This is a genomic window from Marinobacterium sp. xm-a-127 (assembly GCF_013283425.1).
Lineage (GTDB): Bacteria > Pseudomonadota > Gammaproteobacteria > Pseudomonadales > Balneatricaceae > Marinobacterium_E.
In genome coordinates this window covers 712,047-737,911 of sequence record NZ_WBYH01000001.1, presented here as the reverse complement: position 1 = coordinate 737,911, position 25,865 = coordinate 712,047, and the positions used below count along the sequence as shown (strand labels likewise).

Genomic DNA, 25,865 nt, shown 5'->3' with positions numbered 1-25,865 from the left:
ACGCTAATCTTTCGATTGCGGATTGAGTTGAAACAGCTCTTGAACCGATCGCTGCAGATCGTCACGACCCTCGGCAGACGCTTTGCGCAACTGCACACTAGGCTCGTGTAAAAACTTGTTGGTTAAACCATTCGCTAAACGCTTTAGCACCTCTTCAGGTGACTTACCATTTTGCAGTTGCGATAGCGCCTTCTCTAGCTCTTCATCGGCTATGCTCATCTGCTGCTGTCGAAGAGCAGTCAATGTATCGACGGCATCCAACTCACGCAATTGACGCATGAAAAGTTCTGCACCCTGCTCAATGATCGCCTCAGCCTCTTGCGCGGCCTCCTGTCGTGAGCGCTGATTCTCTTCGATCACCTCCGTCAGGTCATCAACGGTGTAGAGGTAGACATCCTCAAGATCGCCCACCTCGGCTTCGATGTCACGAGGAACGGCAATATCCACCATAAACATAGGACGGTGACGACGAACCTTGAGCGCACGCTCAACACTGCCTTTACCCAAAATAGGCAACTGCGATGCCGTAGAGGTAATCACGATATCCGCGTTAGGAAGCTCATCAGGGATAGAGGCAAACTCAACCGCTTTACCATCTACCTCATCAGCCAATGCCAGAGCACGTGATAGCGTTCGGTTCGCGATGGTAATCGATTTGATTCCAGCATTTTTCAGGTGTCGAGCCACCAGCTCGATGGTTTCACCGGCACCAATCAGTAGCGCTCGGCTATCCGCCAAATCGGCAAAAATGTGCTGCGCCAAGCTGACCGACGCATAGGCAACAGAGACTGGGTTCTGTCCAATACTGGTCTCGGTTCGAACCTGTTTGGCCACAGAAAAAGTCTGTCTAAAGAGTCGACCTAACTCTGCATGCGCTCGTCCCGCCTCTTGCGAAACAGAGTATGAGTCTTTCAACTGCCCAAGGATTTGAGGTTCGCCCAACACTAAGGAGTCCAAACCCGATGCGACACGCATCATGTGACGTGCAGCACCTAAATCCCAGTGCTCATAGATACAGTTGGCGAGTTGTGACTTATCGACCTGGTGATAGCTAGCCAACCAGTTGAGCAACTGATCTGATCCATCACCCTCTAAACGGCAGTACAACTCAGTACGGTTACAGGTAGAGAGTATAGCCACCTCTTCAAGTGCGGCCTCTTCACAGGCTTGCTTTACAGCGTCAACCAAAGACTCGGGCGCAAAGGAGACACGCTCCCTGATCTCAACCGGAGCGGTTTTATGGTTAATCCCTAAAGCGAGTAAAGACATGAATCCCTTTTGTACCTAAATATTACAGGTCGCTAATAATACACGGTAAAGACTAGTCTAATAAGACCTAGACCACTGTTTTTGTTCTGTTTTGCAGCTTATACACATGACAACACCCGATCGGTTTTCTATAGTGATGAGATTGGTAACCTAGGAGTTGAGATTTGAGATCGACATTATTCAGTGCATTGGCCCTTTCGGCTCTTCTAGCGGGTTGTACTCCTACAAAACCAAACAGCCCTTCAGAGCAGGCAGAACTTAAAAGCGCCGACTCGACTACCATCTATACACCGGGCGAACTTAACCAAGAGTCTTTGCTAGATTTGATCAGCGCTGAGCTCTATGGTCAGAATCGGGACTTTGCTCAATCCCAAGCACTTTTTTACAAGCAAGCACAACTCTCGCAAAGCCCTGAACTGGCTGAACGCGCTACTCGCATTTCACAATTCATGCGTGATGCAGAGCTTGTCGAGCAGTCGGCAACACTATGGCAAACGCTCGATCCAAACAAAGCCTTACCCTTTCAAATTTTGCTTAACCTCTACTTTCAAGAGGGCAAAATCGATCAAGCGTTGGAGCTCCTAGCAAGCCGTTCCGAATTTAGTGCTGAGACTTATGGCCTGATCGAAAGCCACCGTGCAACCTTACAACCCACGGAACTCAATGCACTGTTCGATCTCCTTCAGCATCTAGGGCCAGAGCAACAACAAAAGCTACCCAATATTCTGCTTCAAGCGCGCATCCAACGCTCACTTCAGCAACCCAACAAGGCCATTGATCTACTTGATCAGGGGCTGGCCATTGATCCTAATAATGCCGATCTAACTTTGGATAAGGCACGCATCATTGGCATCGACCTTGAAGAGATCCCACGCGCACTGGATCTCATGCAGCCTGCACTAATAGAGCATACAGACCACAGAGAGCTTCAGGCTTTCCAAATTCGACTGCTTCTAATAGAGAGCCCAGATCAAGTCCCTAACCTAGTTGAGTCGGCCATCAACGAGAGTAATGAAGATCCACAACTGATCTACTACTACGCACTGCTACTGCTGGAAAACGAATTGCTCGACCCGGCTGAGCGTTGGATAGACCGCCTGATTGCCATGGATCCAGAGAACAGCGATATCTACCTCTACAAAGGAGCCATCGAGCAACAGCGTGGCAACACCGAAGCGGCTCTGAACGCTTACGGCAAGGTTAAATCAGGTGACAATCTACTAAACGCTTTTGCAAGAACCTTAGAGCTCATTGATCCAGCAACATCTAGCAGTGAGTTAGAGGTGCGCCTAACGACGCTCATCAAACAAGATCCAGAACGTATAGAGCCTTTGACCCGCATCGCCGCCGAATGGTTACTCGATCAACAACGCAACCAAGAGGCGATCGATCTGATCGACGAACAGCTAAAAATTGTTCCACAAGCCAACTCGCTCATTTATGCGAAAGCGATCGCTTTTGAACCGATCGATCCTGAGCAGATGCTGATCAACCTTGAACTAGCACTCTCATTGGATGAAGAGAACCCAAGCCTTAAGAATGCTCTAGGCTACTCAATGCTGCTCTATTCAGACGATTTTGAGAGGGCATTTAACCTGATTAAAGAGGCTTACCAGTCAACCCCGGACGATCCAGCAGTCATCGACTCTATGGGGTGGGCGTTTTATCTATCAAATAACTATCAAGAAGCTCTGATCTACATCGAACAAGCCTTTAAAGCCTTTCCCGACCCAGAGGTCGCTAAACACTACATTCAGGTGCTGGCCAAATTGGAACGGATTGACGAAGCCAAGACATTACTGGACACTCTGCTTCAAGATCACCCTGAAAACCGTCATACCCTTGAGGCCGAGCAGTGGCTAAACAGCTTGTAAAACTTTTTATACTGATCAGCTCAATCGCGTACCTAAGCGGGTGCATAACAAAACCTAAACCTATTCCTGTGCAACCGCTGACTGAACCCGTTCACTTCTCCTTTAGTGTGAGCGGAAAACTCGGTGTACGCGGAGATCAGATCAGCGAAAGCGCCCGCTTTAACTGGACCCAAAACCAACAGACGTTTGACCTAGCGCTGATCGACCCCTTTGGCCGCCAGGTCATGAGACTGACCGGCAATGATCGTTTTGCAAAGCTCGAAACGGACGATCAACAGAGCTACGTAGCAGATTCAGCCGAAGCCTTGATGCAGGAGTTATTGGGCTGGCAACTTCCAGTAAATCATGCCCTCTACTGGATTCAAGGCAGACCCGATCCAAGACAACCCTTCGTTGCAAAAGAGCCTGGGCAATTTCTGCAAAACGACTGGCAGATTAGCACGCTCGCACAGACGACTCTTAGCAGCGGCAAGACAGCACCTCGCAAGCTTAAAATGAGCCACACCCAACTGGATGTCACCTTAATCATCTCTGACTGGCAATTCCCACACTGATTCTGTGTAAAAAACAGTCAACAGGGGTTGATTTATAGCGCCTCTAATTTAAAATATGCGCCTCTTAAATTTAGTGGGAAACCACTGGAGAGCGCTAGGGGTATAGCCAAGTTGGTAAGGCACTGGATTCTGATTCCAGCATTCGTAGGTTCGAGTCCTGCTACCCCTGCCATTTATTACGATGACAGATCCTCAACAAACGACTTCATCATACATTTCTTTTGACAAAGAGCAGGACTACGACGTGTCTAAGATGATGGTATTTACTGGCAATGCAAACCCAGCATTGGCAGAACGTGTAGCAGAGCGCCTAGATTTGGATCTTGGCCAAGCGACAGTATCCCGCTTCAGCGATGGTGAAGTAAGTGTAGAGATTCAAGAGAACGTTCGCGGTAAAGACGTTTTCATCGTGCAGTCGACCTGCGCACCGACAAACGACAACCTAATGGAGCTTATGGTCTTCATTGATGCTATCCGTCGTGCGTCAGCAACACGTATCACAGCGGTAATTCCTTACTTCGGTTACGCCCGCCAAGATCGTCGTCCACGTTCAGCACGTGTACCGATTAGCGCTAAAGTTGTGGCGACCATGCTAACCAACGTAGGCGTTGACCGCGTTTTGACAGTAGACCTGCACGCAGACCAGATCCAGGGTTTCTTCGATATCCCTGTTGATAACGTCTACGGTTCACCTGTTCTTCTAGACGACATTAACGACCAGAACTATGACGATGTTGTGGTTGTATCACCAGACATCGGTGGTGTTGTTCGTGCTCGCGCAGTCGCCAAACAGCTTGATACGGATCTTGCGATCATCGATAAGCGTCGTGAGCGTGCGAATGAATCACAGGTTATGAACCTCATCGGCGACGTTGAAGGTCGTACTTGTATTCTTGTTGATGACATGTGTGATACAGCAGGCACACTGTGTAAAGCAGCAGCTGCATTGAAAGAGAAAGGCGCGAAACGCGTTGTCTCTTACATCACACACCCGGTTTTCTCTGGCCCAGCCATTGATAACATTGCAAATTCTCAGCTTGATGAGATGGTTGTTACTGACAGCATCCCACTAAGCGAAGCCGCGAAAGGCTGTAGCAAAATTCGCCAACTTTCACTGGCACCCATGTTGGCAGAAGCGGTACGCCGTGTCTGCAACGAAGAATCAATCAGCGCGATGTTCCGTTAAGAACAGCTGATTTTAAGAGCTTCGGCTCACTAAACGCCCTTCGGGGCAAACAAAGCTGTAGAGATCTGGTCGCGGGTCCCTGCAGTTTTTAAATTTATATAGGTATATAAAATGTCTAACTTCACTCTAAATGTAACTGCCCGCGAAGATCAGGGGAAAGGTGCGAGCCGCCGCCTGCGTCGCGCTGGCCAAGTACCAGCAATCGTTTACGGTTCAGCTGAGCCACAGAGCATCAGCCTAAGCGCAAACGAACTAAGTAAAGCACTACAAAACGATGCGTTCTACTCATCGCCAATCGCGCTAGACCTAGACGGTACTAAGACAGTTGTAATCATCAAAGATCTACAGCGCCACCCTGCGAAGCCTGTTGTTCTTCACGCTGACTTCCAGCGCATCGATGACAACCAGCGCATTAAGATCCGCGTTCCACTTCAGTTCGTTAACTTCGAAAAATCAGCGGCTGCTAAAGCATCTGCTAAATTCGCTGCAGAAACAGCTGTTGTAGAAGTAACTTGTCTAGCTAAAGACCTTCCTGAGTCAGTCTCTTGTGACCTTTCTCAGATCCAGACTGGTCAGATTGCTCACCTTTCAGACATCGCTCTGCCAGAAGGTGTTGAAATCGTTGCTCTGCGTCGCGGCGAAGACCACGACCAAGGCATCGGTTACTGTTACTCACCACGCGGTGCTAAAGTAGCAGGCTAATAGCCTAATACGTGCCAGCTTATGGAAGGTATCAGCCTCATTGTCGGACTAGGCAACCCAGGTGCTGAGTATCACGAAACACGCCATAACGCTGGTGCAGAACTGGTTGAGCAGCTCGCTGCTCAACACAGTTCACCTCTTCAGCCCAACAAAAACTACTTTGGGCTCTACAGCAAGATCCTAATCAACGGACAACCCGTTCATCTATTGGTCCCAACGACCTTTATGAACCGGTCAGGCAAAGCCGTTGCAGCACTTGCAAACTTTTTTAAGATTCCCATTCAATCCATTTTGGTCGCTCACGATGAGCTAGATCTACCACCGGGTGTATCACGTCTAAAAAAAGGCGGCGGTCACGGTGGACACAATGGTTTGCGTGACATTATTGCCAGCATGGGCAATAACAAAGATTTTTACCGCCTCCGTTTAGGTATTGGACATCCGGGCAGCGCTCAACAGGTTGCAGGATTTGTACTGCGCAAAGCACCGATTGCTGAACGTAACTCTACCCAACAGGCGATTGATGAAACGTTGAGATACATCCCGATGATTGTCTCAGGGGATCATGCCAAAGCAATGAACACACTTCACAGTTTTAACGCATCAGCGAAATAGGACAGTATCATGGGATTTAAATGTGGCATCGTCGGCCTACCAAACGTCGGCAAATCAACGCTCTTTAACGCGCTTACTAAAGCGGGTATCGATGCAGAGAATTTCCCATTCTGTACCATCGAGCCGAACTCAGGCATCGTTCCTATGCCAGATCCACGCCTAAACGCACTGGCGGAGATCGTAAACCCAGAGCGCATCCTGCCAACCACGATGGAGTTTGTGGACATTGCAGGCTTGGTAGCAGGCGCCTCAAAAGGCGAAGGTCTTGGTAACAAATTCCTTGCTAACATCCGTGAAACGGATGCCATTGCACACGTGGTTCGCTGTTTCGAAGATGATAATGTCATTCACGTCGCTAACCGTATCCACCCACTTGAAGACATTGAGACGATCAACCTAGAGTTGGCTCTGTCGGATCTGGAGTCCTGTGAAAAGCAGCTGCAGCGTGTACAACGTTCAGCTAAAGGCGGTGACAAAGAGGCGGTTGCACAGAAAGCACTGCTGGAAAAACTAATCCCTCACCTATCAGAGGGTCAGCCAGTTCGCTCACTAGAGCTCTCTGATGACGAGCAGAAACTAGCGAAGGGATTCCACCTACTAACGACTAAACCGACCATGTACATCGCTAACGTCTCTGAAGAGGGTTTTGAAGATAACCCTCATCTAGATGCGGTTCGTGAGTTTGCCGCTAATGAGAACGCTGAAGTCGTTGCGATCTGTAACAAGCTAGAGTCTGAAATCTCAGAACTGGAAGATGACGAACGCCTTGAGTTCCTACAAGACATGGGTATGGAAGAGCCAGGCTTGGATCGTGTAATTCGTGCAGGTTACCAGCTACTGGGTCTGCAAACTTACTTCACAGCCGGTGTTAAAGAGGTCCGCGCTTGGACCGTCAAGATCGGTGCTACTGCACCCCAGGCTGCAGGCGTCATCCACACCGATTTCGAAAAAGGCTTCATCCGTGCTGAGACGATCAGCTACGATGATTTCATCGAATATAAAGGTGAAAAAGGCGCTAAAGAGGCGGGTAAAGCTCGCCTAGAAGGTAAAGATTACATCGTCAAAGATGGCGACGTTATCCACTTCCGTTTCAACGTTTAAAACGAAAATTTGTGAATTGATCAGCGATTGATCGATTCACAATTTTATCAGGCCGAATTTGGGTTTTTCCCTTAGATTCTATTGACATAGAAGCCTATAGAAGGAATAATTCGCGGCCTTGAAAGATGGCAATGTAGCTCAGTTGGTTAGAGCAACGCATTCATAATGCGTGGGTCACAGGTTCGAATCCCGTCATTGCCACCATCTAGGGGTATAGCCAAGTGGTAAGGCAGGAGGTTTTGATCCTCCCATGCGCAGGTTCGAGTCCTGCTACCCCTGCCATCTAAGTCTTTCAAGCATGGCAATGTAGCTCAGTTGGTTAGAGCAACGCATTCATAATGCGTGGGTCACAGGTTCGAATCCCGTCATTGCCACCATTCTAGGGGTATAGCCAAGTGGTAAGGCAGGAGGTTTTGATCCTCCCATGCGCAGGTTCGAGTCCTGCTACCCCTGCCATTTTTTTGAGTAATACTGCTTCATCACCACATCAATCTCATATTTCCATCGCGACCTTTTCAAGGACGCTCCAACAGTTAAAACTAAACACTAATGACTTTAGCATTGTTGGAGCCTTATCGCAGATGAGGCGATTTTCTAGGTATTGATCGCGACCTTTTCAAGGACGCTCCAACAGTTAAAACTAAACACTAGTGACTTTAGCATTGTTGGAGCCTTATCGCAGATGAGGCGATTTTCTGGGTATTGATCGCGACCTCTTTAAGAGATGCTTCAACAAAAAACCTCGCCGAAGCGAGGTTTTTTGATTCAGACGCTCAATCACACATCCCGATCGCGGAAACCAATCAAGTATAGAATACCATCTAGGCCAAGAGTGCTGATCGACTGTTTAGCATTCTCACGCACTAGAGGTTTGGCTCTAAAGGCAATGCCTAAGCCCGCGATAGAGAGCATTGGCAGGTCGTTTGCACCATCACCTACTGCGATAGTCTGTTCTAGAGAGACACCCTCTTTGGCGGCAATCTCACGAAGCAGTTCTGCTTTACGCTCACCATTGACTACCGTACCGACCACTTTACCGGTCACTTTGCCATCTTGGATGTCGAGCTCATTGGCGTGAATGTAATCAAAACCTAAACGCTTCTGCAGGAACTTGGCAAAGTAGGTAAAGCCACCCGAAAGGATCGCGGTCTTATATCCAGTGCGTTTAAGCTGTGACATTAACTGTTCGGCACCTTCGGTCATTTTCAGGCGCTGAGCGATGCCTTCAAGGACCGACTCATCCAACCCTTCCAGAAGAGCCACACGACGCTTAAAGCTCTCATTGAAGTCGATCTCACCGCGCATAGCCGCTTCGGTAATCTCTGACACCTGATCGCCGACACCAGCCTCTTTCGCCAACTCATCGATGACTTCAGCTTCAATCAGTGTCGAGTCCATATCGAACACCACCAGACGGCGGTTACGACGATAGATGTCGTCACGCTGGAAGGCGATATCCACACCCAGCTCTGATGCCAAAGTTAGCAGAGTCGCTCGCACTTCAGCTTCATCCGCAGACATATCACGTACAGAGAACTCGACACAGGCTTTACTGCTCTCCTCTTCAACCTCATCAATTGAGACACGGCCAGATAGGCGTGAGATGTTGTCGATATTAAGATCGTAACGCGCAGCCACCTCAGTCACTTTGGCGATATGCTCAGCCGAAATGCGTCGTGCTAGCAGAGTGATAATGTGACGTGACTTACCCTGTGCACCGACCCAGCTTTGGTACTCTTCTAGAGTGACCGGTTCAAAGCGCGGCACCATGTTCATCTCGTGCGCTTTGAACAGCAGATCACGCAGCAGCGGTGAAGATTCAGCCTCATGAGGTACTTTTAACAGTAAACCTAGGGATAGGGTGTTGTGAATGACTGCTTGACCGATGTCTAGAACCTCAACATCGTATTTAGCCAAAATCGTAGTAATACCCGCGGTGACGCCCGGTTTATCGGAACCAGACAAGGTCAACAAAATCAGTTCGTTCATTCTCTTACTCGAGTCAAAGAAAGCTGTATGCGATTATACCCAGTTAAGAGCGCTTGCGCTTAGACGCGCCGCTCTTTTTTGCTCCACGGCTTTTGCTGGCTGTCTTACCGCCAAACTTTTCACCAGAGCCGCCGCCTGAACGACCACCGCTTGAACGCCCAGAGCCTGAACCCTTGCCACGCGCACCTGATTTAGCACCGCTCTTACCTTTCTGATCAAACAGCCCCATGGCCAAACGCTCTCGGACTGATGGTTTTTTTGTCGGTTTGTTTTTCTCTGAATCGAGCAGTTCGAAATCGATCTTGCGTTCATCCAGATTGACTTGTGCAACGCGCACGCCTAATCGATCACCTAGCTTAAAGACGCGTCTTGTACGTTCGCCGATCAAACGCTGCTTGCCCGCTTCGAACTGGTAATAATCACTTGGTAGGCTGGTGATATGAACCAAGCCATCGACAAACAAATCATCCAACTCAACAAACACACCAAAGCCTGTTACCGCAGAGACAACGCCAGTGAACTCTTCACCAATCTGGCTCTGCATGTACTCACACTTCAGCCAAGAGACCACATCACGTGTTGCCTCATCGGCACGACGCTCAGTCATCGAGCAGTGTTCACCGAATTGCAGCATCTGCTCTGCACTGTAATTCATGACAAAGCTAGGATTGCGAACAAAACCATCCGGTCGAGTTGCCCCTTTAATCTTCTTATCTTCGTGAATCGCAGATCGAATCATGCGGTGGACAAGCAGATCAGGGTAACGTCGAATCGGTGAGGTAAAGTGAGTGTACTCCTCATACGCCAAACCAAAGTGACCATGGTTATCTGGGCTATAAACGGCCTGCTGCATCGAGCGAAGCATCATGGTTTGGATAATGTGTCGATCCGGGCGGTTTTCGATCGCCGACGCCAGTTTTAGATAGTCCTTAGGCTCCGGTGAATCACCACCCGGCAGCGCCAGACCCAACTCCCCCAAAAAGGCACGCAGGTTTTCCAGACGCTGCTCTTTAGGGCCGTCATGGATACGGTAAATAGCGGGCTTTTTACGCTTCGCTAAGAACTTAGCCGTTGCCACATTGGCAGCCAACATACACTCTTCGATGAGCTTATGCGCATCATTACGTGTCACGGGTACTATGTTCTGAATCTTACGCTCATCACTAAAGACAATGCGTGTTTCGGTGGTGTCGAAATCGATCGCTCCACGATCATCGCGCGCTTCGCGAAGACGGTGGAACAACCCGTGAAGCGTCTGCAGGTGAGGTAGCACCTGTTTATATTGATCACGCCATAACTCAGCGTCAGCCGAATCATCATCACGATCCAACATGGCGCCAACTTTAGTGTAGGTCAGACGGGCTTTTGAGTTAATGATCCCTTCAAAAAACTCCGCATCACCGATAGAACCGTCTCGTTTAATATTGAGCTTACAGACCATCGCTAAACGATCAACATTCGGATTAAGCGAACAGAGTCCGTTGGATAACAACTCAGGCAGCATCGGCACAACATACTCTGGAAAGTAGACAGAGTTACCTCGTTTAACCGCCTCTTTATCCAGCTCGCTGTTCGGTTTAACGTAGTAAGAGACATCGGCAATCGCTACCCATAGGCGCCAGCCGCCCATACGCTTCTTCTCAGCGTATACAGCATCATCAAAGTCGCGTGCATCTTCACCATCAATCGTGACAAACGGAAGATCACGCAGATCGACACGATTGGTCTTGTCCTCTTCACGAACTTCCGGTGTTAAATCACCGATCTCTTGATGGACGCCGGCATTCCACTCATTGGGAATGTCGTGGTTATGAATGGCAACTTGAATCTCCATTCCTGGTGCTAGGTGATCACCTAGTACTTCTACCACTTTGGCACGTGCAGGGTGGCGCTTATCCGGTTGTTGAACCAACTCAACAACAATCAGCTGACCATCCTCGTATTTAAGATCTTTATCAGGATCCGGCATCACCACAATTTGATTGGTAATACGCTGGTTCTCTGGAATCAGTGAACCGAAACCATTTTCACCATCGAAACGTCCCACCACCTTTTTCAAAGGGCGTTCTAGCAGCTCGATAACTTTGCCTTCAGGTCGGCCTCGATGATCAGACCCAATCTCTTGAACAAGAACACGGTCGCCATCAAATAACTGCTTCATCTGGCGAGCACTAATAAACAGATCATCACCACCGGCATCGGGCTTAACAAAGCCAAAGCCATCTCGGTGACCAATGACACGACCAGGAATCAAATCCATCTTCTCAATCAAACCGAATTGATTGCGACGATCCGATATCAACTGCCCATCACGGCACATTGCGATTAAACGACGACGCACCGCTTCAATATCATCAGGATGACTGAGCTTCAGCTCGGCACAAAGGTGCGCATGGCTTATAGGAGCCCCCCACTTTCGAAGAAACTCAATAATGTAGTCTCGACTGGGCACAGGTCGGTCGTATTTACCCGCCTCTTCCTGTGCGTTAGGGTCGATATCGCGCCACTGTTTACTCATTAATCATCCAATCCATAATAGTGTTTCAGTCATATTAACCTGAAATAAAAAAGCCGGCATCAAGAGCCGGCTTTAACCTTAGGGCATTTCGTCTATTTCTGACTCTTCTTTAGGCGGAGGAATCAGATCCTCTTTCGTAATCTTGAGTGCCAACAGCAGATTCGCTGCGACATAGATTGAAGAGTAGGTACCAATCACAACGCCCGCCAGCAGCGCAATCGCAAAGCCACGAATGGTCTCACCACCGAAGACCAACAGCGCAACCAATACCAGCGCTGTGGTTAAAGAGGTCACCAATGTACGGCTCAACGTCTGTGACAACGAGCTGTTCAAGATCTCAAGTGGACCACCCTTACGCATGATGCGGAAGTTTTCACGGATACGGTCATAGACAACAATCGTATCGTTCAACGAGTAACCGATCACCGCAAGCACCGCCGCCAAAACGGTTAGATCGAAATCCAACTGCATGATCGAGAAGAAGCCGAGCACGATGGTCACGTCGTGAACCAAGGCCAATACAGCACCAAGAGAGAACTTAAATTGGAAACGGAAAGCAAGGTAGACCATGATCATCGCGAGCGCCAGCAGCATGCCTAAGCCGCCCTGCTCGCGAAGCTCTTCACCGACCTGCGCACCGACATACTCGTTACGACGCAACTCGACAGCAGAACCATCGGCTTTTAGCGCCTCAACCACTTTGTCACCCAACTTAGGGTCGTGCGTCTCACCCAAGCGGATTAACACATCGGTACTGGACCCAAAGTTTTGCACGACGGCATCTTCATAACCCGCCGTCGACAGCTGCTGACGAATAAGGTTCAGATCCGCCGACTCTTCATAGCCCACTTCAACCAAGCTACCGCCTGTGAAGTCGAGACCAAAGCGAAGACCGTTAACCGCTAATGACGCGACTGATGCGATCATCAAAGCGATCGAGAAGATACCAAAGGCCTTGCGTAGGCCCATGAAATTATAGAGTTTGTGAACTTCTGACATCTCTAGACCCCCTTACAGCTTGATCGACTTAAGTTGTTTGCGGCCATACACCAGATTTACCATCAGGCGAGTCACTAGGATGGCTGTAAACATTGAGGTCAAAATACCGACTGACAGTGTAATCGCGAACCCTTTCACCGGCCCCGTACCCATCGCAAATAGGATCAACGCAGCGATCAATGTCGTGACGTTGGCATCCAAAATCGTTGTGAAGGCACGTGCAAAACCGGAGTGAATCGCTGACTGCACCGGCATGCCGACTTTAAGCTCCTCTTTGATGCGCTCAAAGATCAGCACGTTGGCATCTACCGCCATACCGACAGTCAAAACAATACCCGCGATACCCGGCAGGGTCAGCGTGGCCGATAGAATCGACATAACCGACACCAGCATCACTAAGTTCAGTGTCAATGCAATGTTGGCGATTAGACCAAATACACGGTAATAAGCCAGCATAAAGAGCATCACCACAGCGAAACCAATTTGAACGGACGTCAAACCAAGCTCGATGTTTTCAGCACCCATCGACGGGCCTACGGTGCGCTCTTCGACGAAGTAGATAGGTGCTGCTAGTGCACCAGCACGCAGCAACAGCGCCAGCTCAGACGCTTCTTGTGGGTTATCTAGACCAGTAATACGGAAGCTAGAGCCCAACGCACTCTGAATCGTTGCAAGGGAGATGATCTTCTTCTCAACGTATGGCACACGTTTTTCAACCTGCTGACCATCAACCGTCTCGGTCACCATACGCGCCTTAAACTCGACAAACAGAACCGCCATGCGACGTTGAATAGCATCACGCGTCGTGCGGTTCATCAGCTGACCACCTTTGGAATCAAGGCTGATTGATACCTGAGGCATGCCGTTCTCATCGAAGTTCGACTGTGCATTAGAGACACTAGAGCCGGTAATGATGACATCACGCTCAAGGTTCGCTTTACGGCTCTCGTCTGAACGGAATGGGTAGGTTTCAGTAAGCGCACGAGAGGTGTCAGGTTTTGCTTCTAGACGGAACTCTAGGTTAGCCGTTTTACCAATGATACGTTTAGCGGCGGCCGCATCCTGAATACCCGGCAACTGAACGACGATGCGGTTACGACCTTGACGCTGAACAAGCGGCTCAGCCACACCCAGTTCGTTGACACGGTTACGCAGTGTTGTCAGGTTCTGCTTAACGGCATAATCTTCAATATCACGCAGTGTCTGCTCACTCAAAGAGATCTGCAGGCTCGAGTAGTCCTCTTCATCCAGATCAGTGATCAAAAACTCCTGGTAGCTCTTTCTGAGTAGCGAAGAGGCCTCATCACGCGTAGCAGCATCGGCAAAGCGAACCGCTAGCGTACCATCATCCAGAGTCTCTACCTGACGGTAACGCAGACGCTCTTTACGCAGGTTAGATTTGATCTCACTGACGTACACTTCAAGACGCTGAGAGACGGCAGTCACCATATCCACTTCTAGCAGGAAGTGGACACCACCACGAAGGTCCAGACCCAGTTTCATTGGGCCGGCACCGATGTCTGTCAGCCAGCTAGGTGTCGTGGGTGCTAGGTTTAAAGCTACGGTGTAATTTTCACCCAGGATACGGCCGATCACTTCACGGCCACGTAGCTGAGCATCACCATCGGCAAAGCGGATCAGACCTTTACCCTCTTCTGCTTCAAGCGATTTGTACTCGATCTGGTTGTTATCCAGAGCAGCCGTCACGCGAGCAAGAGTGCGATCATCCACTTTAAAATCTTGTTTGGAACCCGACACTTGAACCGCAAAGTCGTCAGGGTATAGGTTTGGCATAGCGTAGATAGCTGCGAACAAAAGTGTCACAACAATCATCAAGCTTTTCCAAAGGGGAAAACGATTGAGCATTACAGGCCCATCCTTTTAAAAACAGAAAAGCGCCGTTACCGTTCAGTAACAGCGCTGTAAGCAAGGTCGATTAAATACCTTTAATAGTGCCTTTTGGCAGTTCAGACGCAACGTGAGTCTTCTGGAACTTAAGCTCAACACCTTCTGATACTTCAAGTGCAATGTAGTCGTCAGATACACGAACAACCTTACCGATGATACCGCCAGCAGTGATCACTTCATCACCTTTAGCAAGACCAGAAACCAGTGCTTTGTGCTCCTTCTGACGTTTTGCTTGTGGGCGCCACATGAAGAAGTAGAAGATCAGACCGAAACCCAGTAGGAAAATAAGGTTAAACATACCTGGATCGGTAGCACCAGCTGCACCTTCAGCGTAAGCAGGTGAAATAAAGAAGCTCATTAAAAGCACTCCTGTAACATCATTTATATAAGTTTATTTAAGTTATTCAGCCAACGCTGGCGTTTCCATGCCACGTCGACGGTAGAACTCATCTACGAAGGCGGTCAATGTACCCTGTTCAAGGGCTCCACGCAAACCTGCCATCAAGTCTTGGTAGTAGTGCAAGTTGTGAATCGTATTCAACTGCGAACCTAGAATCTCGCCGCACTTATCAAGGTGGTGCAGGTAAGATCGACTGAAGTTCTGACAGGTGTAACAACCGCACTCCGCATCCACTGGTCCAATATCTGTTTTATGGGACGAGTTACGGATTTTTACAACCCCTTCACGGGTAAATAAAAAGCCGTTTCGTGCATTACGGGTTGGCATGACACAATCGAACATATCAACCCCACGACGCACCCCTTCCACCAAATCTTCAGGCTTACCCACGCCCATCAGATAACGTGGCTTATCCTCCGGCATCTTATGCGCCAAATGATCCAACACTTTGATCATCTCATGCTTAGGCTCACCCACCGACAGACCACCAATCGCATAGCCGTCAAAGCCAATATTAGTGAGCCCCTCTAGAGATTCATCACGCAGGTGTTCATACATACCACCCTGCACAATACCGAACAGAGCCGAAGGACTTTCACCGTGCGCATCTTTAGATCGCTGTGCCCATCGCAGAGAGAGACGCATAGAGTCAGCCGCCTCCTGCTCAGTGGCAGGGTAAGGCGTACACTCATCAAAGATCATGACGATGTCAGACCCTAGCTTGCGCTGGACTTCCATCGAGACTTCGGGGCTGACAAAGACCTTATCGCCATTCACAGGCGATTGAAAAGAGACACCCTCTTCTGTGATCTTGCGCATTTTACCTAGGCTAAATACCTGGAAACCGCCTGAATCTGTCAGTATCGGTTTATCCCACTGCATAAAGTCGTGCAGATCGCCATGAAGTTCGATCAGATCGGTACCAGGACGCAACATCAGGTGGAATGTGTTACCTAATAAGATATGAGCACCTGTCGCCTCAACATCACGTGGCAGCATACCCTTTACAGTTCCATAGGTACCCACAGGCATAAACGCAGGGGTTTCGACCTCACCACGCGGGAAGGTCAAACGACCACGACGCGCTTTACCTTCGCTCGTAATCGTCTCAAATTTCATAAAACAGTGACGGCTCATCTACTTTCCTGCTTAACCTTGGGTGTTGCGCGTTAAGAACATCGCATCACCGTAACTAAAAAATCGATATTTCTGTTCAACGGCCTCTTTATAAGCCGCCATGGTGGTTTCATATCCAGCAAACGCAGAGACCAACATCAACAGTGTCGACTCCGGTAGGTGGAAATTGGTGACCAGAGCATCCACCACTTTGTATTGATAGCCTGGGTAGATAAAGATCTGCGTATCGCCAAAAGTTGGCTCAATACGGCCTGATTGGGCTGCTGATTCAAGCGAGCGCACACTGGTCGTTCCCACCGCAATGACTCGATTCCCCCTCGCCTTGACCGCGTTTACCGCATCACATACCGATTGATCGACCTCGATGTACTCGGCATGCATCTCATGGTTTTTAATGTCATCCACCTTTACTGGACGAAAGGTACCCGCGCCGACATGCAGAGTGACAAACGCACGCTCTACACCTTTGGCTTCTAACTTAGCGATCAACTCATCATCAAAGTGCAGACCAGCAGTTGGCGCTGCGACAGCCCCGGGCTTTTTGTTGTAAACAGTCTGATAACGTTCACGGTCAGAGAGTTGGTCCTCACGTTTGATATATGGCGGCAATGGCATGTGGCCAACACGCTCTAGCGCTTCAATGATCGACTCGTCAATATCAAACTGCAGATCGAACAGGCCATTTTCACGACCTACGACCTCTGCGTTTATACCCCCTTCGAACTGCAGTTTAGCGCCCTCTTTTGGAGTACGACTGGCACGCAGATGGACAAGGGCACGCTTCTCACCGATGACACGCTCCACCAACAACTCAACCTTTCCGCCACTCTCTTTCTGCCCAAACAGACGTGCCGGAATGACCCGAGTATCGTTAAAGACCATCAGATCACCAGGTTCGACCAGATCGAGAATGTCGCCAAACGAGCCATGCACACGTTCACCCGTATTCCCATCGACCTGCAACAGGCGACTGGCGGTACGTTGTTCTAACGGGAAGTGTGCGATCAACTCTTCAGGCAGATCAAAATCAAAATCACTAAGCTTCATAGATACCGAGCGTTAAAATTGCGGGGCGCAAATATTAACAAAATCTACTTAAAAACGTCACAGAAGATTGACCTATTCTGAAACCCGCTTATAATGCGCCACACTCTCTGCCGGTGTGGTGGAATTGGTAGACACGACGGATTCAAAATCCGTTGCCTATAAAGCGTGTCGGTTCGAGTCCGACCATCGGTACCATTTATTTGGTATAGATTACAGAGAGACACTTTAGAAACCTTGAGATCCCTTAAGGTATCCCATTGTTTTCCTTGCGAATCCTCATGATCCGCGTCCAAGGAGTAGACAATGGCGTATACACAAAAGCATCCTTCGTACACCTTCGTTAAAGACTCTATCTATTATTTTTCTAGAGCTGTTCCTAGCGATCTTAGACACCACTACAAGTCTTCAAGGATTGTTCAGAGCCTTCGCACCAAATCATCTACACGAGCAGCAACAGCATCTAAACTTCTTTCATCTCGCTTAGATGACTACTGGCTAGGTCTGCGTCTTAAGGAGATGAACGTGCCTGCAGCACACCTACTGACCTCTCAAGCAACAACCAACCTGGACTCCACTCTTCCTACAATTGATGAAGCTATGGAGACTTACCTTTCAGTTAAGGGGCGGAGTAAAGGAAAGTATTTCTTTAGCCATACCAAGAGAGCCATAGGATATCTGAAAGAATGCTTGGGTCTTCGCTGCTTAGACCAATACACAACAGCAGACGCATCCAAACTAAGAGACTGGCTGCTTGAACGTGGGCTTCAAATGAGTTCCATTCAGCGTAATTTCACGTGTATTAAAGCCGTTGTGTCTTTTGCAATTAATGAGCTTGGTCTTGAGTGTAATAACGCGTTCCAAGGTGTTTACCTTGCTAATGATAGTGATAAGCATAAGCGCCTGCCCATTCCATTAGATAGCATCAAAAAGATTCAACAGGAATGCATGGTTTTAGATGATGACCTAAGACATCTCATAGCTCTCATAAGCGACACAGGTATACGTTTAGGAGAGGCTGTAGGGCTTCTTAGAACAGATATTATCCTTGAAGCAGAAACACCGCATATCATAATCCAAAAGCACTCACACAGGCCCTTAAAGACCTCTGCAAGCGCTAGAGTTATTCCTCTCGTAAGGTCTTCATTGTGGGCTGCTAAACGACTCCTAGAGAGCCCCCTAAATGAGTTTTGCTTCCCAAGATATGCAAACCAAAATGAATGTAAAACAAACTCTGCAAGCGCCGCTTTGAACAAGTGGATAAAAATAATTGCAGGAAAGGACGCCGTTATTCACGGACTACGCCACAGTTTTAGAGATAGATTGAGAGCAGCAGATGCACCTTCAGAACTTATAGACCAGTTAGGTGGCTGGAGTGTTCAAAGTGTTGGGCAAGGCTATGGTAATGGCTACCCACTTAAAACCTTGCACAACTGGATGACCAGAGCTATGCGCGTTAATGATGACGACTAACGGCACAAAGTAGCCATATTATGAAGATCAATTTAATGTAACGAATTAACTAAAAAGTTTCTTTTGAAAAGATTAGAATCTTTAAAACTCCATAAGGCTCCTATTGTGATTCAGTCTGAGTTTGTTACAACTTTGGTCTCTACATTTTCTTTAGTTTCACTAGCAGAAATTGGCGATAAAAGTCTGTTGGTCTGTATGGCGCTTGCTACACGCTACCGTCATTGGCAAGTATTTTGGGGTGCAGCAATAGCATTTCTAGTCTTAAACTTGCTAGCTGTTATTTTTGGTTCAACCATAGCGGCGTTGGTACCTGAATCAATAATTTTAGCGACTGTAGCAGTGATGTTTATCGTTTTTGGTGTGTTGGCACTTAGAGCTACCGAAGATGAGGAAGATATTGAGCTAGAAGAGAAAGCGAGTCATGGTATCTTCATAACAACCTTTTTAATGATTTTAGTTTCAGAGTTTGGTGATAAAACCCAAATAGCTGTAGCGGCATTATCAACCACTATGGATGCTCTATCCGTTTGGATTGGCGGTAGCCTAGGTTTGATTGCGATATCCGTATTAGGAATTTGGGCGGGTAAAGCTCTTGTTAGAAAAATCCCGCTTCATTGGCTGCACAGAGCAGGTGGAGTTCTTTTTTTAATGTTTGGTGGCTTTGCAGGGTATAAGTTTATTAGCACTTTAGGCGCTAATTATTTCTGAGCCTAACTTCGTACTTTTCGACTGTGGCAAACCAATTAATTTGTAGTGACGTCTGAAGGTCATAAACAGTCGTCAGCTAAAGAATATTCAGTTGTGGCTCACAAAAAATAACCATGAGCCACGCCCAGACAATCTTTTTACATCTTATGTGGAACCGTTTTGATTCCATTTATCTCCTGCATTTCACGTATATATTGAATGATTGCAGGAACTTGCATGAATGTAATCTGTTCTTGTGCAGGCATATCACCAAATGGCCAGTGATGTTGCCGTGTACCGTTTTTAATAGCACTCACAATAGACTGATTTGAATGATGCCCTGGATTGTAAATTGAGTGAATTAAAGGAGGTCCCTTATCACTACCTGATCCATTTTCACCATGGCATTGCGCACAGTTATCCTTGAATACTTTGGCGCCAAACTTGGCTCTATCGCTCAGCGCACCAGTTTTAACATCGACGTGATTCTCTTTATGACCTGCGTGTACTGGAACACTTAACCCCAGAACAAACGAAGAACAAAGAAGCATTTTTAAACTTTTATTTATCACTGATTTACCACTTCAGATTCATAGCCTGCATCTTGGAGTAGACTTAGAACTTCATTTATGGGTTTTTCTGTCGCCAGTGAAACTGTTTTACTATCAAGATCTACACTGACCTCACTGATTGCAGTATCTGCAGCCAATGCTTCCTGAATTGATGATACGCACCCTCCGCAGTTCATCCCTTCAACATACAATTTAATGTTATTCATAGTAATTTCCTCTACGTTATTTATTGTTAACCATCTCTGTATGTCGTTGAGCCAAGTCCTTAGGCCACTCAGATTTAATATAAGCTAAAACATGCCAAATTTGCTCATCTGTTAGCTTTTTCTTGAACGCTGGCATATTTGATTTGTACTCTTTGCCTGCAATTGCCTGTACACCAAATTTAGTAAGCTTAAACAAAAGCTGATCATCGTGATGCCAAGTGTGTCCTGACTCATCATGCGGTGGAGCGGGTAAGTAGCCCTTTAAATCACGTTGTTTCCAATTAACTTGGCCCTCCAGACTGGAGCCGTGGCAGGAAGCACACTCAGCGAAGTAAATTGCTTTTCCCTTCGCTACAGCCTCTGCATCTTTGTAGGGGATACGCTCATCTGGTTGCTGGAAGCTGAAATATAGAAATAGTGACACTGCAAGTAAGGCACTGATAACGATGACTACAGTGTGATTCAAACTCTTAATTTGGAACATAGTTATTTAATCTTTGTACCTGTCATGACAAGCCTTACAGGACTTCGCTAATTCACCATATGCATCCCTAACAGCATCGAGATCTTGCAATGTGGCGGATTCTACTAGGGTAATTGAATTTAATAGGTAAGTTTGACGATGCGCATCAAATCTACTCCACTCTTGCCAAATTAATGGCATAGCTTCAGATGGCTTTTGGTTTGAACCCACTGGGAAATAGTTAAGCATTTCATTCCCCCACTTTACCAACTTCTCCGACTCTAAAGTGATTGTTTGAAAATCAGGAGCTTTAATCGCCTGCTTGATGGTTTTCATGGATTTCTTAGCCTGCTTAAAATTATCCATTCGCTCCTTAACAACTCCAGTTGCACCAGAGTGTGCATAAGCAGCAAATGCAGCAACAAATAAAACACTGGCCAAGGTAAGTCTAAGTGATTTTTTCCGCATTACTTTTACCTTCAAGATAACTTCCATCAAATCATGCAACCTAAACCTGTCATTAGATTGAAAGGCGATATAAAAACATCAATAGTTACACTTGAAGAATAACTAGCTTCTCCTTTTGACTGAGCTGCAGAGTTTACGCGAAGTGTCTCTTATGGGTCGAATACAGACAACTGCTATGTTGAAGTAACTAAGTTAGGTTCAAACTATTATTCTGCAAGACTCCAAAAGTGATTAGTGGGGCCATGACCATTGCCTACGCAAAGCCTATCTGCTGCTTTAATAGCGTTGGTAATATAACCTTTAGACTCTAAAATGGCTTCTTGGATCGAGTAATTCTTACCAATAAGGGTGGCTAGTGCTGAACTAAGAGTGCATCCTGTTCCATGAGTGTTTTTCGTTTCAAAACGCTTTTCCTCAAACCATATCAGACTGCCGTCGGTTGCTAAAAGGTCTGGACTGTCTTTACCCTTTAGATGCCCTCCCTTAAGTAAAATGGATTCTACTCCTTGATTCAAAAGGTCTTTGGCTTGAGCTTCTATTTCAGCTCTACTAATAGCTTCTTTTTGACCCAGAAGCACAGCAGCCTCCGGAAGATTTGGCGTTATTAAAGTGGCTAGTGGTAGAAGAGAATTTTTTAGTGCATTTACGGCATTTGAATCCAACAAAGGATCACCACTTTTGGCGACCATCACAGGATCTAAAACGATAGGAACATTTTTGGTTTTCAAACATTCTGCGACAGTTGTAATTATTTCGGTTGATCCCAGCATTCCAATTTTTATGGCATCCACACGAATATCATCAAAAATAGCATCTAGCTGAGCTTTGATTAAACTAGCTTCTATCAACTTTACAGCCTTAACCCCAGAGGTGTTCTGTGCAGTCACTGCTGTGATAACCGACATTGCGTAACCACCTAATGCAGAGATAGTTTTAATATCTGCTTGAATGCCCGCCCCACCTGATGAGTCTGAGCCAGCAATAGTAAGAATGTTCTTGATCATGTTTTGCTCCATTCTTTTCTAAGGTTTTCTACCGATTGTTTTGGGTCATCCGAACGTGTAACTGTTGATACAACTGCTATACCTGAAACTCCAATAGATTTAAGAATAGGGATATCAGATGATGACATTCCTCCTATCGCATATGTTGGAATAGATGACTGCTTGACAGCATCTTTCAAACCATCAAACCCAATAGGTGGAGCATGATCTGACTTTGTTTGAGTTGCTCTGATAGGGCCTATACCGAAGTAATCAGCAATCTGCTGATTCGCTTCATTGATTTGAGAACTATGCTCAATGGACAGACCTAAAATTTGAGTTGGGGCAAGTGATGCTTTGATAGCAGCTAATTCACCATCACTCTGACCTACATGAAGTCCGCACTGAGGCAACTCTTTAGCCACGTTTACTCGGTCATTCAGAATTAGTTCGCAATCATATCCCTTGAGGTCTTTCATAAGCAGAACTGCTTTACTGAAATAGCCAGCATCACTGATATGTTTGTCACGATACTGAATTAAATGCGCACCGCCTTCAGCCGCAAAGTTAACCTGATCTCTAATAGACCAGGGTGATTCAGTATCGGTGATGACATAAATAGGGCCAAGTCGGTTCACAATGTAACCTGGGAACGACTAGTCACTGCATCCCCAGACAGAGATGCAAGTGTATCTACGAACTCTACCCAGAATGAACCAGGACCATTACATTTATTCTCGGCTATTTCACCCGCTATGCCGTAGTACGTTAAAGCTGAAACTGTAGCTTCAAATGACGGTTGGCCAATACAGAATGCAGCAATAACCCCATTCAAGGAGCAGCCCATAGTCGTTACTTTACTCATGAAGTAGCTGCCATGAGGAATCTCTACAATTCGTTCACCATCAGTGACGATATCAATCGCCCCCGTAACTGCGACAACAGATCCGAACTGCTTAGCTAAGGTTCCTGCTGCATCAACAGCTGAATCTACTGAATCTCGCCCATCAACGCCTTGGCCCGAACTTTCAAGACCTGCGAGAGCCATGATTTCAGACGCATTACCACGTATTACGGTTGGTTTTAAAGCCAGTAATTGTTTAGAGGCTTGTTGTCGATAATTGGTTGCACCAACGCCTACAGGGTCAAATACCCAGGGCTTACTCTGAGAATTCATCTGCTTGGCTGCTTTACACATAGCTTCCAACCAAGCAGGCTCTAAGGTTCCAATATTCACAGTCAGTGCATTTGAAATTGCTGCAAAGTCTTCAACTTCTTCTAGGCTATGCACCATAGCTGGTGATGCACCGGCAGACAGCAAAACATTTGCCATACTGTTCATGGATACAAAATTAGTGATGTTGTGAACTAGTGGTGATGCAGAACGCATCTGATCAAGGTAGTGTCCGATATTTTCCATGGTCTCTCCAAGGCCACAGAGAGACGGGGAATCCTAGCTTTATGACTAGTGGATTCTCGACTCCCTACGCCAGCATTATCTGGTTCAGGTACTAAGGGTGCTTCTCAGCCTTTTGGCGCCCCTGTCTTTTTTCAATGTATTTTCTACGCTCGCATTTGTAAATAGATCTCTGTTGATTTGTTTCATTTTTGTGTTTATTTTAAAAAAACTTGTCGGAGTGCCTTATTGGCTGAGATCGCACATTGTGCGGGATCCGCAGAACCTGAACGGGTTAGAACCCGCGTAGGGAACAAGATTTCTTGATTCTGCAGTCACCCTTATCTTGGGTCGCCACGTATCTATTCGATACCACTCGACAAGCAATCCAGTTAGTTCAGGAGTGCTTATGTCAGAAAATACAAAATCTACCAGCTCACAAACAGCTCAAGAGTCTGCGAGAGACTTTATCTACTCACTATCATCAAACCCTTTGCCGGGTTCGGAGAGAATCTATGTCCAAGGATCTCGTGCGGACATACAAGTTCCCATGCGAAAAATTAGATGTAATCCAACACCGATAGCTGGTGAGAAAGATGCCTCAAATTGGGAGCAGAACGAACCTATCTATGTGTACGAAACAGCGGGTGCATACTCGGACCCCAATAAGCACATAGACGTTACAGAAGGGCTTGAGCCTCTTCGTGAGGGATGGATCACTGAGCGTGGAGACACAGAGGTCTTAGATGTTTTAAGTTCTGAATATGCTCGCTTACAACAGATAGATATTCGAGGAGAAGCAAAGCGTTTTCAAAAACGAGTTCGTATTCGCAAAGCCTTGAAGAGCAAATGTGTTACTCAAATGCACTATGCGCGACAAGGGATCATCACCCCAGAAATGGAGTTTATTGCTATCCGTGAAAATCAAAACCTGGAAGCGATAAAAAGCGAGCTGCTACGTAAACAACATCCAGGTGAGAGCTTCGGAGCCAATATTCCTGAAAAAATAACAGCAGAGTTTGTGCGTACAGAAGTTGCAGAAGGCAGGGCTATTATACCCTCTAACATCAACCATCCTGAGTCTGAACCTATGATTATTGGGCGCAACTTCCTAGTAAAAGTGAACTCTAACATTGGTAATTCAGCAGTTACTTCTTCAATAGAAGAGGAGGTAGAAAAGCTTGTATGGTCAACTCGATGGGGTGCGGATACATTGATGGATCTATCAACTGGCGATGACATCCATCAGACGCGTGAATGGATTATTCGTAATTCACCCATACCCATCGGAACAGTACCCATTTATCAGGCACTAGAAAAAGTTGACGGGATTACAGAGAACCTTAGTTGGGAAGTCATAAAAGATACGCTTATTGAACAAGCAGAACAGGGCGTAGATTACTTTACGGTCCACGCAGGGGTGCTTCTTGAATACGTACCTATGACTGCCAATCGTTTAACAGGGATTGTCTCTCGCGGTGGTTCCATTATGGCTAAATGGTGTCTCTTTCATCATCAAGAAAACTTCCTTTACACTCACTTTCGGGAGATATGTGAGATCTGTGCCGCCTACGACGTAGCATTATCTCTCGGTGACGGGCTGCGTCCAGGCTCAATCATGGACTCGAACGATGAGGCTCAATTTAGTGAGCTTCGAACACTCGGTGAGTTGACGAAAATTGCTTGGGAATATGATGTTCAGGTCATGATCGAAGGTCCTGGTCATGTTCCGATGCAGCGAATTCAGGAAAATATGACTGAAGAGTTAGAACATTGCCATGAAGCACCGTTTTATACTCTAGGACCTCTGACTCAGGATATAGCACCTGGTTACGACCACTTCACTTCAGGGATTGGTGCAGCTCAAATTGGTTGGTATGGATGCGCTATGCTCTGTTACGTGACCCCGAAAGAACACCTAGGCCTACCTAACAAGGAGGATGTGAAGGACGGGCTGATAACATATAAAATTGCAGCTCACGCCGCTGATCTCGCTAAAGGCTTCCCTGGCGCACAGGTTAGAGATAACGCCCTGTCAAAAGCTCGATTTGAGTTTCGCTGGGAAGATCAATTTAATCTCTCGCTTGATCCATACAGGGCTAGAGAGTTTCATGATGAAACGATGCCTGCACCCGCAGCAAAGGTAGCCCATTTTTGCTCAATGTGTGGTCCTAAATTCTGTTCAATGAAGATCAGCCAGGAAGTAAAAGAATATGCTGATATCAAAGCACATGGTATGAAAGAGATGTCAGGTAAATTTGAAGAGCTTGGTTCATCTTTATATCACGCTAGTAACTAGGAAAATATTGGGCAAGTAACAC

At 47.0% G+C, this 25,865-nt stretch carries 24 protein-coding genes, 6 tRNA genes and 2 riboswitches; of the genes, 15 read left to right on the top strand and 15 right to left on the bottom strand.

Annotation, left to right across the window (positions count from 1 at the left end; all coding sequences use genetic code 11):
* Window positions 1–3: 3 nt before the first annotated feature.
* Entirely contained in the window at window positions 4–1,269 is a 1,266-nt protein-coding gene (hemA, locus tag XMA127_RS03630; RefSeq protein ID WP_173480644.1) for a glutamyl-tRNA reductase, read from the bottom strand.
* 164 nt (window positions 1,270–1,433) lie between these two features.
* Between hemA and XMA127_RS03625 the strand changes: the two genes are divergently transcribed.
* The 11 genes from XMA127_RS03625 to XMA127_RS03575 all read left to right on the top strand — a co-directional run bounded on the left by XMA127_RS03625 (window position 1,434) and on the right by XMA127_RS03575 (window position 7,757).
* Window positions 1,434–3,143, top strand: a complete 1,710-nt coding sequence (locus XMA127_RS03625; RefSeq protein ID WP_173498917.1) for a tetratricopeptide repeat protein — start codon at window positions 1,434–1,436, stop codon at window positions 3,141–3,143.
* The gene (gene lolB / locus XMA127_RS03620; protein WP_173480642.1) at window positions 3,125–3,697 is read left to right on the top strand and encodes a lipoprotein insertase outer membrane protein LolB; all 573 of its coding nucleotides are present in this window, start codon (window positions 3,125–3,127) and stop codon (window positions 3,695–3,697) included. Before XMA127_RS03625 ends, lolB begins: the two co-directional genes overlap by 19 nt.
* A 96-nt stretch (window positions 3,698–3,793) precedes the next feature.
* Window positions 3,794–3,869 (top strand) — tRNA-Gln (locus XMA127_RS03615).
* Between the two features lie 72 nt (window positions 3,870–3,941).
* Window positions 3,942–4,883, top strand: coding sequence for a ribose-phosphate pyrophosphokinase (locus tag XMA127_RS03610; RefSeq protein ID WP_173480641.1), 942 nt, complete (start codon window positions 3,942–3,944; stop codon window positions 4,881–4,883).
* Window positions 4,884–4,994: 111 nt separating this feature from the next.
* Window positions 4,995–5,585: a 50S ribosomal protein L25/general stress protein Ctc gene (locus tag XMA127_RS03605; protein WP_173480640.1), complete on the top strand. Its 591-nt coding sequence runs from the start codon at window positions 4,995–4,997 to the stop codon at window positions 5,583–5,585.
* A gap of 21 nt (window positions 5,586–5,606) precedes the next feature.
* The gene (gene pth, locus XMA127_RS03600) at window positions 5,607–6,200 is read left to right on the top strand and encodes an aminoacyl-tRNA hydrolase (RefSeq protein ID WP_173480639.1); all 594 of its coding nucleotides are present in this window, start codon (window positions 5,607–5,609) and stop codon (window positions 6,198–6,200) included.
* A gap of 9 nt (window positions 6,201–6,209) precedes the next feature.
* Window positions 6,210–7,301, top strand: coding sequence for a redox-regulated ATPase YchF (gene ychF / locus XMA127_RS03595; protein ID WP_173483590.1), 1,092 nt, complete (start codon window positions 6,210–6,212; stop codon window positions 7,299–7,301).
* Between the two features lie 127 nt (window positions 7,302–7,428).
* Window positions 7,429–7,505: transfer RNA gene (locus tag XMA127_RS03590), tRNA-Met, on the top strand.
* 3 nt (window positions 7,506–7,508) lie between these two features.
* Window positions 7,509–7,583, top strand: a tRNA-Gln gene (locus XMA127_RS03585).
* An 18-nt stretch (window positions 7,584–7,601) separates the two neighbouring features.
* Window positions 7,602–7,678 (top strand) — tRNA-Met (locus tag XMA127_RS03580).
* 4 nt (window positions 7,679–7,682) lie between these two features.
* A tRNA-Gln gene (locus XMA127_RS03575) sits at window positions 7,683–7,757 on the top strand.
* 321 nt (window positions 7,758–8,078) lie between these two features.
* Here XMA127_RS03575 and serB read toward each other — a convergent pair.
* From serB to queA, 7 genes are all read right to left on the bottom strand, one after another.
* Window positions 8,079–9,290, bottom strand: coding sequence for a phosphoserine phosphatase SerB (gene serB / locus XMA127_RS03570; protein ID WP_173483591.1), 1,212 nt, complete (start codon window positions 9,288–9,290; stop codon window positions 8,079–8,081).
* A gap of 43 nt (window positions 9,291–9,333) precedes the next feature.
* Window positions 9,334–11,808: a ribonuclease R gene (rnr, locus tag XMA127_RS03565; RefSeq protein WP_173498916.1), complete on the bottom strand. Its 2,475-nt coding sequence runs from the start codon at window positions 11,806–11,808 to the stop codon at window positions 9,334–9,336.
* A gap of 78 nt (window positions 11,809–11,886) precedes the next feature.
* Window positions 11,887–12,807, bottom strand: a complete 921-nt coding sequence (gene secF / locus XMA127_RS03560) for a protein translocase subunit SecF (protein WP_173498915.1) — start codon at window positions 12,805–12,807, stop codon at window positions 11,887–11,889.
* 12 nt (window positions 12,808–12,819) lie between these two features.
* Window positions 12,820–14,673: a protein translocase subunit SecD gene (gene secD, locus XMA127_RS03555; RefSeq protein WP_173498914.1), complete on the bottom strand. Its 1,854-nt coding sequence runs from the start codon at window positions 14,671–14,673 to the stop codon at window positions 12,820–12,822.
* Window positions 14,674–14,743: 70 nt separating this feature from the next.
* On the bottom strand, window positions 14,744–15,073 hold the full coding sequence (gene yajC / locus XMA127_RS03550; protein WP_173480633.1) for a preprotein translocase subunit YajC: 330 nt from the start codon (window positions 15,071–15,073) through the stop codon (window positions 14,744–14,746).
* A gap of 42 nt (window positions 15,074–15,115) precedes the next feature.
* Window positions 15,116–16,234 (bottom strand): tRNA guanosine(34) transglycosylase Tgt, encoded by a 1,119-nt coding sequence (gene tgt, locus XMA127_RS03545; protein ID WP_173480763.1) that lies wholly within the window; start codon window positions 16,232–16,234, stop codon window positions 15,116–15,118.
* 30 nt (window positions 16,235–16,264) lie between these two features.
* Window positions 16,265–17,299, bottom strand: coding sequence for a tRNA preQ1(34) S-adenosylmethionine ribosyltransferase-isomerase QueA (gene queA / locus XMA127_RS03540; RefSeq protein WP_173480632.1), 1,035 nt, complete (start codon window positions 17,297–17,299; stop codon window positions 16,265–16,267).
* A 109-nt stretch (window positions 17,300–17,408) separates the two neighbouring features.
* Here queA and XMA127_RS03535 point away from each other — a divergent pair.
* The 3 genes from XMA127_RS03535 (at window position 17,409) to XMA127_RS03525 (ending at window position 19,477) form a co-directional block, all read left to right on the top strand.
* A tRNA-Leu gene (locus XMA127_RS03535) sits at window positions 17,409–17,494 on the top strand.
* Window positions 17,495–17,602: 108 nt separating this feature from the next.
* Window positions 17,603–18,769 (top strand): DUF6538 domain-containing protein, encoded by a 1,167-nt coding sequence (locus tag XMA127_RS03530; RefSeq protein ID WP_173484588.1) that lies wholly within the window; start codon window positions 17,603–17,605, stop codon window positions 18,767–18,769.
* A gap of 105 nt (window positions 18,770–18,874) precedes the next feature.
* Complete coding sequence (locus XMA127_RS03525) at window positions 18,875–19,477, top strand: TMEM165/GDT1 family protein (protein WP_173498913.1); 603 nt, start codon at window positions 18,875–18,877, stop codon at window positions 19,475–19,477.
* Window positions 19,478–19,614: 137 nt separating this feature from the next.
* Here the strand turns inward: XMA127_RS03525 and XMA127_RS03520 are convergent, their stop codons facing one another.
* From XMA127_RS03520 to thiM, 7 genes are all read right to left on the bottom strand, one after another.
* The gene (locus XMA127_RS03520; protein ID WP_173480629.1) at window positions 19,615–20,028 is read right to left on the bottom strand and encodes a cytochrome c; all 414 of its coding nucleotides are present in this window, start codon (window positions 20,026–20,028) and stop codon (window positions 19,615–19,617) included.
* On the bottom strand, window positions 20,025–20,234 hold the full coding sequence (locus XMA127_RS03515; protein ID WP_173480628.1) for a heavy-metal-associated domain-containing protein: 210 nt from the start codon (window positions 20,232–20,234) through the stop codon (window positions 20,025–20,027). The genes XMA127_RS03520 and XMA127_RS03515 overlap by 4 nt, the downstream gene beginning before the upstream one ends.
* 16 nt (window positions 20,235–20,250) lie before the next feature.
* Complete coding sequence (locus tag XMA127_RS03510; protein ID WP_173480627.1) at window positions 20,251–20,718, bottom strand: c-type cytochrome; 468 nt, start codon at window positions 20,716–20,718, stop codon at window positions 20,251–20,253.
* A gap of 6 nt (window positions 20,719–20,724) precedes the next feature.
* On the bottom strand, window positions 20,725–21,192 hold the full coding sequence (locus XMA127_RS03505; protein ID WP_173480626.1) for a cytochrome c: 468 nt from the start codon (window positions 21,190–21,192) through the stop codon (window positions 20,725–20,727).
* A gap of 179 nt (window positions 21,193–21,371) precedes the next feature.
* Window positions 21,372–22,169 carry a bifunctional hydroxymethylpyrimidine kinase/phosphomethylpyrimidine kinase gene (thiD, locus tag XMA127_RS03500; protein WP_173484665.1) on the bottom strand — a complete coding sequence of 266 codons (798 nt, stop codon included), beginning with the start codon at window positions 22,167–22,169 and terminating at the stop codon, window positions 21,372–21,374.
* Entirely contained in the window at window positions 22,166–22,786 is a 621-nt protein-coding gene (gene thiE / locus XMA127_RS03495) for a thiamine phosphate synthase (RefSeq protein WP_173480624.1), read from the bottom strand. Before thiE ends, thiD begins: the two co-directional genes overlap by 4 nt.
* Window positions 22,783–23,568 (bottom strand): hydroxyethylthiazole kinase, encoded by a 786-nt coding sequence (gene thiM / locus XMA127_RS03490; RefSeq protein ID WP_173484663.1) that lies wholly within the window; start codon window positions 23,566–23,568, stop codon window positions 22,783–22,785. The genes thiE and thiM overlap by 4 nt, the downstream gene beginning before the upstream one ends.
* A gap of 44 nt (window positions 23,569–23,612) precedes the next feature.
* Window positions 23,613–23,701: riboswitch (TPP riboswitch) on the bottom strand.
* 70 nt (window positions 23,702–23,771) lie between these two features.
* Window positions 23,772–23,874: riboswitch (TPP riboswitch) on the top strand.
* A gap of 79 nt (window positions 23,875–23,953) precedes the next feature.
* Here thiM and thiC point away from each other — a divergent pair.
* Window positions 23,954–25,843 carry a phosphomethylpyrimidine synthase ThiC gene (thiC, locus tag XMA127_RS03485; protein ID WP_173484662.1) on the top strand — a complete coding sequence of 630 codons (1,890 nt, stop codon included), beginning with the start codon at window positions 23,954–23,956 and terminating at the stop codon, window positions 25,841–25,843.
* Window positions 25,844–25,865: the final 22 nt, after the last annotated feature.